The following is an 11,306-nucleotide window of genomic DNA, read 5'->3' as shown; positions in this document are numbered from 1 at the left end:
CTCCTCCGTCACAAGGTCCTGTCCGTCTGGAAGCGGGGACCAGGCAGGCCGTCCGCCCCGCCACCTGCCAACTCTGCTTTCCGGATCCCGCGCCAGCATGTCCCGTGCCGCATGCCGGCGCGGGATGGCCGGGGTCACTCGTCGAGCAGCTGCCCCAGCTCGTCCACCAGGGTCCGGATCGGGTCGTACGCGGCTGAGTCGACCGGTACCAGGTCGTCGATGTTGTAGAGCTCGTTCAGGACCTGGTGACCCTCGTCGGTGCCGGCGATGTCGACGAGCGCGTCCGTGATCGCCTGCTTCAGGTCCTCGGGGATGTCCGACGCGACCGCGAAGCCGTCATTCGGTATCGGCGGCGACCATGCGAAGACCACCACCTCCTCGCCGATGTCGTCGACCTGATCGACGACGTCCCCGCGCGCGTCGTTGAACGAGACGCCGACCTCAGCGTCTCCCCGGTACACGGCGAGTACCGCGTTGTCATGACCTCCGGCGAAGATGGGGTCGACGCCGCTCTCCGGATCGATACCGGCCTCGAACAGCTGCAACGACGGCACCAGGTGCCCCGAGGCCGAGCCCTGATCCACGAACGCCACCGCTCTGCCGGCGACCTGTGGAATGGCCTCCTCGCCGATCGGACCGTCGCCGGGGCCTTCCGCGTCTTCGACACCGTTGCAGAACAGGAACCCGTCGACCTCGATCGGGTTGTTGTCGCAGTAGGTGTCCGGGTCGTTGGTGAACCATTGCGTAACGTACTGGACGTCGCCGAACCGCTCCGACTGCAGGATCAAGTCGGCACCGGCCTGGTTCTCGGCCTGCACCATCTGTTGCGGACCGAGCCCGCCGGCGATGCCTGCCTGCCCCGCTTCGAGGGCGACGATGACGCCCGCATAATCGGTGGCCACGAACGGCTCGATGTCAACGCCGATGCGTTCCTCGAGCATCTCGGCCAGCGGCCCGGCGTCCTCGACCAGTTGCTGGGCCTCGCTGGACGGCGTGAACACCAATGTCAGCTCATCCGGCCAGTCTTCACCGCCGTTTGTGGTGCTGTCGGCGCCGTCGTCGCTCTCATCGTCGTTGCCGTCGTCGTCTCCCCCACACGCGGCGACCAGCGCCGCCGTGGCCAGGACCGCCAGCCATTGCCCCACCTTCATCGGATGCCTCCCTCACCACCGAGCCCTTCCGGCTCGGGCACGATCTCCGTGAGACGCATGTCGCGTCTGACGACGCCGACCTTTACCGGCCTGAGGCGTTTCAAGCTTCGTGCCACGAGGCTGGCGATGCTACTCCGACGACGCGCCCGCTCGCACGGTAAAGTCAGAGACGTCTGCTGGAGGGCGGCTAGGGTTCCGCAGTCGAGGTTCGCTGACTGGCCTGGTACCGAGCGCCGCAGAAAGCCGACGTGCCGTCAGCGCCCGTTGCGTCGCGCTTCTTCGCGCACCGCACGAGTTGCCGTGATCGGCGCGGCTCGGGTGAGCCGTCCTTGTCGCGGCGGCCCCGACAAGGAGGGCGTCCGGCATCCGGCCCGCACCTTACTAGGACAAAAGCCTCGAGGGGAGACGTGGACGCCCATGTTGGCGTGCCCGCTTCCCTGATGAAAGGCCGAGGCTTTGTCCGATTCCTCGCATACACGGCTGTCCGCCCACCCCCGCTCGGTCCTGCTGGCGTTGCTGGTCACATTTCTCTGGTCCACCTCCTGGGTACTGATCAAGGTCGGACTCGACGCGATACCGCCCCTGACCTTCGCCGGTCTCCGGTACACCCTTGCTTTCCTGTGCCTGCTGCCCTTCGTCGTCCGCCCGAAGCACCGAGAGGCCCTACGCTGCCTCCGCGGCTGGGACTGGCTCCTGCTGATCGGGCTCGGGTTGGTGATGTACTCCCTGACCCAAGGCGCGCAGTTCCTCGCGCTGGACCGGCTGCCCGCCACCACGACAAGCCTGCTGCTCAGCTTCTCACCCGCCGTCGTCGCACTGCTGAGTGTCGTCTTCCTCACCGAGCGGACGCGGCCGGCCCAATGGGCTGGAATCGCCGTCTACCTGATCGGCGCGGCGATCTTCCTCTATCCCGCCGAATTCCCCGGATATCAGCTCTTCGGCATCGGCATCGCCGTGCTCGGACTGCTCGCCAATGCCAGTGCTGCCGTGCTCAGCCGGTCGGCCAACCGCGGCAGCACGCTGACTCCGTTGGCCGTGACCGTCGTCAGCATGGGTGCCGGGGCCGTCGTGCTGCTGGTGGCGGGCGTCACCATGCAGGGCCTTCCGCCGCTGAGCCCGACCGGCTGGACGATCGTCGCCTGGCTTGCGGTGGTCAACACCGCGTTCGCGTTCACTGTCTGGAACCTGACCCTGCGCACGCTCAGCGCGACGGAGTCCAGCGTGATCAACAACACCATGCTCATCCAGATCGCGATTCTCGCGTGGGTCTTCCTGGACGAATCGCTGGGTGTCCGGGAGATCTGCGGGCTGGTCCTCGCCTCTTCAGGGGTGCTGATCGTGCAGCTCTGGCGTCGGCCATCCAAGAGGGCAGAGCGCTAGAGCTCAGGCGGGGAGCCTTTCGAGCACATCCTCAACGGGCACAGAACCGGGCTGAGCACGTCTGCGCGCAAGCTCGTTCGCCATCTGCCGTACGAGCTCGTTGGCCGGTGTCGGCACCCCATGAACCCTGCCGAGCAGCACGATCTCGCCGTTGAGATAGTCAGCCTCGATCGCGCCCGTGCCGCGATGCAGGCTCTGCCACGACGAACCACCACGAACCGTCCCGCCGACGGGCTTCACCTGGATCAGGTCCCCACGACGAGCCCGGTCTTCTTCCTCGGTGGTGACATCGATACCGGCCGCGCGCAGGCAAGCCGCCCCCTCCGCGCGCACTCGTTCAAGGATGGGCCGTGCCTCCGCGCCCGTACCGCACAGCGCTTGGACCGCGTTTCCGAGGTTCATGATCAGCTTGCGGTACTTCCATCGCATGATGTCCGGACGTGGTTCCGATACGAACGTCGCTTTGCGGAATGCCGCTGCGATGTGCTCGGCCGTCCCGTCCACGCCCCCCGGAAAGCGGCCCAGGTCAAGCAGACCCGGCACTGGCGACGACTGGCTCTGCACGACACCCGGCTCAACGTGCATCGCCGGGAACATCACGCAGATCCCGTATACGTTCTCGAACAGCCGCAACGCCATGCGCTCGTTCTCCACGCCGTTCTGCGCGCACACGATCGGTGTCGACGGTCCGGCCGCGTCGCGGAGCATCGCCAACGCGGCACCGGTGTCCTGTGTCTTCATCGTCAGCACGGTGACATCGCCGGCCTGGAACTCGATCTCGCCGGGGGTGGCCACCGCGTGGATCCTGAATGTCTCGCTCCCGTCCGGCGATTCCACCCGGAGACCGTCTCGGTGGATGGTCTCCAGGTGTGGTCCGCGGGCGATGAGTGTCACGTCGAAGCCGGCCGACGACAGCCGGGCACCGAGAACGCCGCCGATCGCACCGGCACCATAGATCACAAAGCGCATGACCCGTACGTTATCCCCCGGCTGATCGCGATCGCCCAGGCGCGGCCATGAACGGGCCCGGCGTCGATGTGCGACATCGCACAGGAAGGTACGAGCATTGCGATCCCACGACGCACGCGACGTAGCATCGAGGCATGACTTCGTTGCCCACAGCCGAGCAGGTGAACACTGCGCTCGCCGGCGTCAAGGACCCAGAGATCAAGCGCCCGATCACAGAGCTTGGCATGGTGAAGTCCGTTGAGGTCGGTGCCGACGGCCGAGTGCACGTCGAGGTGTACCTCACCATCTCCGGCTGCCCGTTGCGGGACACCATCACACGTGAGGTGACCGCCGCCGTCGAAGCCCTCGACGGAGTGACCGCTGTCGACGTGACGCTCGATGTGATGTCCGAGGAGCAGCGCAAGGCCTTGTCCGAACAGCTCCGCGGCGGCCGGCCCCAGCGCGAGATCCCGTTCAACCAGCCTGACTCGTTGACCCGGGTGTACGCGGTCGCCTCCGGCAAGGGAGGCGTCGGGAAGTCGTCGGTCACGGCGAACCTGGCCGCGACGATGGCGGCTGACGGCGTCAGGGTAGGTCTGGTCGATGCCGACATCTACGGACACTCGGCGCCGCGGATGTTGGGCGTCGAAGGATCCCGGCCCACGGTCGTTGACGACATGATCATGCCGATACCGGCACACGGCGTGAAGCTCATCTCGACCGAGATGTTCAAACCGGACCGCGACACACCGGTCGCCTGGCGCGGGCCGATGCTGCACCGAGCGTTGCAGCAGTTCCTCACCGATGTGTACTGGGGAGATCTGGACGTCCTCCTGCTCGACCTGCCACCCGGAACCGGCGACGTCGCCATTTCCCTGGCGCAGCTCATGCCGGGCGCCGAGATCGTGGTCGTCACCACGCCGCAGCTGGCCGCGGCCGAGGTCGCGGAGCGGGCCGGTTCCATCGCCACCCAGACCCACCAGCAGGTCGCCGGCGTCATCGAGAACATGTCCTACCTGCCGTGCCCACACTGCGGGCCGGAGCATCGGCTGGAGATCTTCGGCTCCGGCGGTGGGCGTCAGGTAGCCGATGGCCTGGGCCGTCGGCTGGGAGCGGAGATTCCGCTGCTCGGCGAGGTTCCCATTGACATCGGCCTCCGCGAAAGCGGCGACGTCGGCATTCCGTTCGTGATCAAGGACCCGGATGCACCGGCGTCAGTGGCGATGCGGGAGGCCGCCCGCCGGCTCTCCCACCGCGAACGTGGGCTGGCGGGTATGTCGCTCAACCTCAGCCCGGCTGGATGAACCGACTGCGGTTGCGTTGGTAGGTGTGACCGACCTCTATTAAGTGGCGTCGGGGTCGAACCGGGCGCCGGTCGGCGACGATGCGGGTTTGACCTCGACGGCGGGAGCGCTGGCGGACTCGCCGCTGCCCCCGCTTCCGTTGACGCCGGCGGTAGTGCTCGAGGTGGAGTTCCCCGAGGTGGAGCGGCCGGCACGAGTGGCCGTGGCTGTCTTCGTCGTCGTGTTGCTCTTGGAACCGCTGGTGACGGCCTTGCGGTTACGTGCGGCGCCGTTCGTGGTCCGACGCTTGCGTGTGTCGGTGAGCTCTAGCTCGTCCCCGGCTTCCTTGATCTCGTCCAGGCCGAAAGACTCCAGGTCAGCTCCGTCGAGCACCTTCTGCCGGACGTACGACCTCGGGTTCCGCAGGTCAGACAGGGTCTTCAGGTCTTCCTGATCAAGACCCAGGTCCCCGACGCTGTCCGACAGGTCGCGGCGGGCGTTGGCCACCATCTTTCGTAGGTCTTTCACGAAGGCCGCCGCTTGTTTGATCATGGTCGGCAGTCGGTCCGGCCCGAAAACAAGCAGGGCTATGACCAGGATGACCGCGATCTCTGGAATGCTGATGCCACTCACCTCGCCCGTTTGTACCGTTCCTCAAGGGTACGTCCGTGGTCAACCCACTTCGGACCCGAGGGTGACCTCAACATCCTGAGAGCTGTCTCCGCGCTCGATCGTCATCGTGATCCGGTCACCCGGCTGGTGGGAACGGAGCAAGACGATCAACTCGGCCGCGGTGCGGACGGGCTCACCTTCGAGCTCGACAATGACATCTCCGGGCCGGACTCCGGCCTCGTCTGCGGGCCCGCCCGGCGTGATTCCCGGCTGCTCGTCACCGTCCTCGGCCACCCGCGCCCCCGGCCCTTGGTGGGAGTTGTCCAGCAACGCTCCCATGATCGGATAGACCGCTTCGCCGTCGGTGATGAGCTGCTCCGCCGTCCGGCTGGCCTGATCGACGGGGATGGCAAAACCCAGTCCGATGCTTCCCGCTTCCCCGCCCATGCTGAGCGTGGCGATCGCCGAGTTGACCCCGATCACGTGGCCGTTCAAGTCGACCAGCGGGCCGCCTGAGTTACCGGGATTGATCGCGGCGTCCGTCTGCAAGGCCTTGATATACGACTGATCGTTCGCCTGGCCGCCCGCGGTAACCGGCCGATCGAGGGCCGAGATGATGCCGCTCGTCACAGTGCTGTTCAGACCCAGCGGGCTGCCGATGGCGATCACCGGGTCTCCGACATCCACCGCAGTGGAATCCCCGAGTACCACCGGCTCCAGGTCATCGGCCTCGATCTGCAGCACGGCGAGGTCATAGCTCGGGCTGCCGCCGACTACCTCCGCATCGAACCGACGGCCGTCGTGCAACTCCACCTCAATGGATCCCCCGTCCACGTCCGCACCTGCGGCGACCACGTGGTTGTTGGTCAACAAGTAGCCGTCTTCAGAGATGACGAAACCGGAGCCACCGCCGTCCGCCGACGAGATCGAGACCACGCTGGGTAGGACCACGTCTGCGACGCTGCCCGGCGAGCTCTCTGGGAGCTCCTGGACCGTGGCGGGGTCGGACCCGATGACAGTGACCGTGTTCGCCGAACCGGGCGTCCGCCTATCGACCTGCGCGCCTACAACACCGCCCATCACACCTGCGAGCAGTATCGCCACGATGAACGACACGACAAGCGGCCCGCGGCGCCGCGCCCGGGTCTCCCCGAAACGCGGGCGGTTCTCTCGCTGATCATCCGGACGTGCCCAGATAGGGGAAGCGTGGCCGGGGCCGAGGATGGACACCGTCCGGGGGTGCTGCCCGGGACGCGCCCACGTCTGCTCGGAACGTGCTGTGCCGTGATCCCCTTGACCGTGGGTCGCACGCTCAGCCGAAGGCTCCCGGAAGGTCCATTCTCCGCCCGCCCATGGGTCGGCCCGCGGCGCGCGGCCTGGTGCTGTGCCGCCTGGCGTCGCGTCGCCGTCGGTAGTGATCCAACCGCCCCTCACAGTGAGCAATCATAGGCGCGATCGGGCCCGCGGGACATTCCCTGATCGCCCAGCGGGAGGCCATCTTTTCGATCATTCTGGTCAGCCGAACGGGTTGAGCCACGACCCGACCTTCTTCGCGCCACGACCGATCCGCGACACCACATCGTCATCGTCCTCGTATTCCACGGGGTCCGGCGGCAGCGCATCCAGCACATCCTCGATCACGTCAGACGGTGCGTCCGCGACGACGGTGACCACCCGTCCCTGCGAAGACCAGACGAAGTTCGCGGGCGGGCCCGGCCTTGTATAGATCACGCCCTCGCCGACCTCGTTCACCGTGTACCCGGTCATCTGCTCCGGGTCGAGGTGCCCGGGCTGCTCGAACACGGACGCCGTCATGACGCCGTCGGAGTAGCTGAGCTGTATCGCGTCGCCTATCTCGCGCGCCTCATAGAGCACGAGGCTGCCACCGAGGCTCTCCAGGCAATGGAACCCCTCCCGACGCAGCCGCTCGATGTCATCCCATTGCAGCGTGGAGCGGTCGGCCTGGCCGGAGCTCTCGGACGAGCCCTCCTCCGAAGCCCATAGCGACTCTGCGTGATCGTCGACGCTGCTCCGCATGCAGCACGGCGGCACGGCGACGATCGAGACATCGACGAACGCGCTGGCGCTGAGCAGGCGCCCGTCTGGCATGAAGGCCTCCCGCCGGAGGCTCAACGCCGTCTGCCGGTCGAGCCACCACCGTGCGGCCACCGAGCCGTCCGGGTGACGTGCCTCGACGACGTCCGCCAGCCGGCCCGCCACCTGGGCTTCGCCGACCAGCTGGATGTCATAGCTGCCGACGAGCAGGTCCACGGACCCCTCGTCTTCGGCCAGCCACGATGTGCCGGCCTGGCTGGTGAAGATCTCGGCTTGGCTGTCCTGGACCCCGATCTCCGTGTGCCCACCGGCACGGTGCCGTACCTGGACGACGGCGCTGGACGAGGCACCGGACTTCGTCAACGCAGACCACGCTGAGACGTACTGTGTGCCCTGGTATGACACCCGTGTCGACGCTGTGGCGGAACGGCTCAGCAGCTCCACCGCCTCCGAATCATCCGCTCCGGCCAGGCTGTCCGGCGTTGCCGACGCCGACGGCGGAACCAGGAACACCAATGCACCGATCAGTACGGGCATCGCCACCAGAGCGACGTGCATGAGCGGTCCAGGTCCCCGCAGAACCGAACCGCTACCCGAAGCCGCGACGCCGCAGCCGGGAGGATGATCGTTCACCCGCCGTCCTCAGTGGTCCCCAGACCGGTCTCGACGGTCCACAGGCCGGCGTCCGCGGTGCCCAGCCCCGAACTCGACGACTCCGCATCCGCACCGGACGATGTGGCCGCGCCATCCTCCCAGCCATTCAACGCCGGAGCGAGGATGGACGCAGGCTCTGCGAATGAGATCGACCCGGTGGAACGGGCATACTCCACGGTGAACTCATCCATCGGAGGTACCACCGCCGACGGCGCCTCTCCGCGGCCCGAGTTCACCGGCGCCCCGAGCGATGCGAGCATGACCAGTAGCGCACCCGTGGACACCATGCCACCGGCGACCATCCGAACACCGCGGCGGTGCCGATCTATGAACTTGGGCCGGAGATATTCGTGGTCTGCGGTCATCGACGTGCCCGTGTGGGCCGCCCCGCCCGTTCCGGCCACACGCGACGGACCCCACGACGCGACGCTGGCCGCATGCGCGGCGTACGCGTGCTCTGTCGGCAGCGGACCCGCCGGCTCGGCCAGGCGCATCAGCTTGTCGGTCAACGTCTGCGGCACCTCGACGTCACTCAACGACGTCAGTGCGCCCTTGGCGTACCGTTCCATCTCGACGGCTTCGCGACACTGCTCGCAGCCGGCGAGATGTGCATAGAACCGGTCGCGTTCGTCGTGATCGAGACGGTCGTCGACCAGGTCACTCACTCGATCATCGAGATGTTTCATGCTGGCTCCCCTGAGCCGCTGGGTTCAGCAGGCCCGCCGGTGCCTCCACTGTTCTCGAGCGCGCGGGCGTCGTCCGGGGCGCGGTGCTCCAGGGCGGCGCGCAGCTGCGCACGACCGCGGTGGATCCTGCTCCGTACGGTGCCGAGCTTGATACCCAACGTCGCGGCGATCTCCTCGTACGACAGACCCTCGATGTCACACAGCACGACGGCCACTCGGAAGTCGGGCGGCATCGCATCGAGGGCAGCCTGGATGTCGGCTTCCAGCATCCGGTCGGTGAGGGCGTGCTCGGGTGTGGGCTCACGTCCGCGGAGACGCTCAGCGGCGTCGTCGGCGAGCGCATCGAACCGGATCCGCTGTTTCCGCCGGACAGAATCGAGAAAGAGATTCGTGGTGATCCGGTGTAACCAGCCCTCGAAGGTCCCAGGGGTGTACGAGGACAGCGACCGGAACACCCGGACGAAGACGTCCTGGGTCAAGTCCTCGGCATCGTGGGCGTTCCCTGTGAGCCGGTAGGCGAGCCGGTACACCCGCGTGGAGTGCTGGCTGACGATCTCTTCCCAGCTGGGCGGCGTCCAAGCCTCAGAATCCGACACCGGCATTCCTCCCTCGGCCAGGCTCTTGGGCGTGGCGTGTAACAACATGGTAACCATCGGCCCCTCTCCTGACGAATCGGCGTCGTATCTGAATGCACAACGCACGAATACCGCCCGAGGTTCCACGGGTGACCACCGAACCACTAGGCTTCCGCCTGGAGAATTCGTGCGCACTTCACGACGCACGCTGAAGCTCATGGGAGGCCGTCATCGAGACCGAAGGCATCGACCCGCCAACGGCGAGTTCGTGGGTGCACGCGGAAGCCTACGTCGAAGATGATCCGGTGATCATCCAAGCCCGGCTTCGCTCGACCGAGGTCGGGGTCACACCGATCGGCCGCGGCGGCGGCTCCGTGCTCCGGCTGCTGACGGCCGCCGTCGACGCCCGCGGCGTCGTCGAGATCGGCACCGGCACCGGCGTCTCCGGCATGTACCTCCTGAACGGGATGCGTGTGGACGGGGTGCTGACCAGTGTGGACATCGAGTCCGAACACCAACGGCTGGCGCGCGAGGCGTTCAATGAGGCCGGCATCTCGTCCAACCGCACCCGGCTGATCCCGGGCGCGGCGCTCGAGGTCCTCCCGCGCCTCACTGATGGAGCGTACGACCTGGTCTTTTGCGATGCGGATAAGTCCGAGTACGTCGAGTACCTGGATGAAGCGCTCCGGCTACTGCGCCCTGGCGGCGTCGTCGTGTTCGACAACGCCCTGTGGCACAACCGCGTCGCCGACCCCGCGCAGCGCGACCCCGACACCGTCGCCATCCGTGAGCTCGGCCGTGTGGTCAGTGAGAATCCCGGCCTCACCTCGGCGCTGTTGCCGGTCGGGGACGGGCTGCTGGTCGCCTACAAGAGACAGTGAGGCCCGTCACCCGACGACTGTGCCTTTCCCGACGGCGGTGACCCCGCCGGCTGTGACGGTGAAGCCGCGTGCCCGGTCGGTCTCCTTGTCGACACCCACGGTTGCGCCGTCTTTCACCACCACGTCTTTGTCGAGGATCGCGTTGCGCACTGTCGCCCGCGCGCCGACGCACACCCGGTCCAGAACGACGGAACGGGAGACCGCCGCGCCTTCCATGATGAAAGCGCCTGGCGAGAGCACCGAATGATCCACCAGGCAGCCGGAGAGGATGCATCCTGGCGCGACGATCGACTCCCGGGCGTGGCCGCCTTCCACGAACTTGGCCCCGGGAAGTTGCGGGTGACTCGTCAGGATGGGCCAGTGGTCGTTGTACAGGTTGAAGATCGGGACCACCGAGACCAGATCCATGTGGGACTCGTGGTAGGCGTCGAGGGTGCCGACGTCACGCCAGTAGCCGCGGTCGCGTTCGGTGCTGCCCGGCACCTCGTTGCCGGCGAAGTCATACACCGCCGCGGAACCCTTGTCGACCATCATCGGGACGATGTTGCCGCCCATGTCGTGCGACGACGACGGATCCTCCGCATCGGCCTTCAACGCCTCGATGAGCGCGTCGGCGGTGAACACGTAGTTGCCCATCGACGCGAAACAGCTGTCCGCGTCGTCCGGGAGTCCAGGCGGATCCGCGGGCTTCTCGAGAAAGGCATCGATGCTGTGGCCGTCCGAGGTCTGGATGATGCCGAACGCGCTGGCCCCCTCCCGCGGCACCCGGATGCCGGCGACGGTGGCGTCCATGCCGCTGTCGATGTGGGCCTGAAGCATCTGGCGCGGATCCATCCGATAGACGTGGTCGGCACCGAAGACGATCACGTGCTCGGGACGCTCGTCGTTGATGAGGTTCACCGACTGGTGGATCGCGTCCGCGCTCCCCTGGTACCAGCGAGGGCCGAGCCGCTGCTGCGCCGGCACCGGCGTGACGTACTGACCCAGGATCGTGCTCATCCTCCACGTCACGGAGATGTGCCGGTCCAGCGAATGGGACTTGTACTGGGTCAGCACGCAGATCCGGTCGATCTCGCCGTTG

At 67.0% G+C, this 11,306-nt stretch carries 11 protein-coding genes; 3 read left to right on the top strand and 8 right to left on the bottom strand.

Features of this window, described 5'->3' with window-relative positions; translation table 11 throughout:
- Positions 1-134: 134 nt before the first annotated feature.
- Positions 135-1,151 carry a phosphate/phosphite/phosphonate ABC transporter substrate-binding protein gene (locus tag ELR45_RS15195; protein ID WP_129667177.1) on the bottom strand — a complete coding sequence of 339 codons (1,017 nt, stop codon included), beginning with the start codon at positions 1,149-1,151 and terminating at the stop codon, positions 135-137.
- A gap of 456 nt (positions 1,152-1,607) precedes the next feature.
- Here ELR45_RS15195 and ELR45_RS15190 point away from each other — a divergent pair, with 456 nt between their 5' ends.
- Positions 1,608-2,531, top strand: coding sequence for a DMT family transporter (locus tag ELR45_RS15190; RefSeq protein ID WP_129667176.1), 924 nt, complete (start codon positions 1,608-1,610; stop codon positions 2,529-2,531).
- A 3-nt stretch (positions 2,532-2,534) separates the two neighbouring features.
- On the opposite strand, the gene ELR45_RS15185 is transcribed toward ELR45_RS15190, so the two are convergent.
- Positions 2,535-3,500: a ketopantoate reductase family protein gene (locus tag ELR45_RS15185; protein ID WP_129667175.1), complete on the bottom strand. Its 966-nt coding sequence runs from the start codon at positions 3,498-3,500 to the stop codon at positions 2,535-2,537.
- A 143-nt stretch (positions 3,501-3,643) separates the two neighbouring features.
- Between ELR45_RS15185 and ELR45_RS15180 the strand changes: the two genes are divergently transcribed.
- Complete coding sequence (locus ELR45_RS15180) at positions 3,644-4,783, top strand: Mrp/NBP35 family ATP-binding protein (protein ID WP_420813891.1); 1,140 nt, start codon at positions 3,644-3,646, stop codon at positions 4,781-4,783.
- 39 nt (positions 4,784-4,822) lie between these two features.
- Here the strand turns inward: ELR45_RS15180 and ELR45_RS15175 are convergent, their stop codons facing one another.
- The 5 genes from ELR45_RS15175 to sigE all read right to left on the bottom strand — a co-directional run bounded on the left by ELR45_RS15175 (position 4,823) and on the right by sigE (position 9,422).
- Entirely contained in the window at positions 4,823-5,395 is a 573-nt protein-coding gene (locus ELR45_RS15175) for a twin-arginine translocase TatA/TatE family subunit (protein ID WP_129667173.1), read from the bottom strand.
- Between the two features lie 39 nt (positions 5,396-5,434).
- Positions 5,435-6,808 carry a S1C family serine protease gene (locus ELR45_RS15170; protein WP_129667172.1) on the bottom strand — a complete coding sequence of 458 codons (1,374 nt, stop codon included), beginning with the start codon at positions 6,806-6,808 and terminating at the stop codon, positions 5,435-5,437.
- 81 nt (positions 6,809-6,889) lie between these two features.
- Positions 6,890-8,062, bottom strand: a complete 1,173-nt coding sequence (locus ELR45_RS15165) for a sigma-E factor regulatory protein RseB domain-containing protein (RefSeq protein ID WP_129667171.1) — start codon at positions 8,060-8,062, stop codon at positions 6,890-6,892.
- Positions 8,059-8,769 (bottom strand): anti-sigma factor family protein, encoded by a 711-nt coding sequence (locus ELR45_RS15160; RefSeq protein ID WP_129667170.1) that lies wholly within the window; start codon positions 8,767-8,769, stop codon positions 8,059-8,061. The genes ELR45_RS15165 and ELR45_RS15160 overlap by 4 nt, the downstream gene beginning before the upstream one ends.
- Entirely contained in the window at positions 8,766-9,422 is a 657-nt protein-coding gene (gene sigE, locus ELR45_RS15155; protein WP_129667169.1) for an RNA polymerase sigma factor SigE, read from the bottom strand. The genes ELR45_RS15160 and sigE overlap by 4 nt, the downstream gene beginning before the upstream one ends.
- A 194-nt stretch (positions 9,423-9,616) precedes the next feature.
- Here sigE and ELR45_RS15150 point away from each other — a divergent pair, with 194 nt between their 5' ends.
- The gene (locus ELR45_RS15150; protein ID WP_240759744.1) at positions 9,617-10,225 is read left to right on the top strand and encodes an O-methyltransferase; all 609 of its coding nucleotides are present in this window, start codon (positions 9,617-9,619) and stop codon (positions 10,223-10,225) included.
- Between the two features lie 6 nt (positions 10,226-10,231).
- On the opposite strand, the gene ELR45_RS15145 is transcribed toward ELR45_RS15150, so the two are convergent.
- A partial coding sequence (locus tag ELR45_RS15145) for a glucose-1-phosphate adenylyltransferase (protein WP_129667347.1) occupies positions 10,232-11,306 on the bottom strand: 1,075 nt, incomplete at its 5' end.

Origin of the sequence: Phytoactinopolyspora endophytica, from assembly GCF_004138495.1 — a bacterium.
GTDB classification, from domain to species: domain Bacteria; phylum Actinomycetota; class Actinomycetes; order Jiangellales; family Jiangellaceae; genus Phytoactinopolyspora; species Phytoactinopolyspora endophytica.
The sequence above is the reverse complement of the archived record's forward strand: the minus strand, read 5'-3'. Positions and strand labels throughout refer to the sequence as shown.

Bases quoted from the DNA above. Each gene is read 5' to 3' on its own strand.
- ELR45_RS15160 (WP_129667170.1), bottom strand. From the start codon at position 8,769: ATGAAACATCTCGATGATCGAGTGAGTGACCTGGTCGACGACCGTCTC.
- ELR45_RS15195 (WP_129667177.1), bottom strand. From the start codon at position 1,151: ATGAAGGTGGGGCAATGGCTGGCGGTCCTGGCCACGGCGGCGCTGGTC.
- sigE (WP_129667169.1), bottom strand. From the start codon at position 9,422: ATGGTTACCATGTTGTTACACGCCACGCCCAAGAGCCTGGCCGAGGGA.
- ELR45_RS15185 (WP_129667175.1), bottom strand. From the start codon at position 3,500: ATGCGCTTTGTGATCTATGGTGCCGGTGCGATCGGCGGCGTTCTCGGT.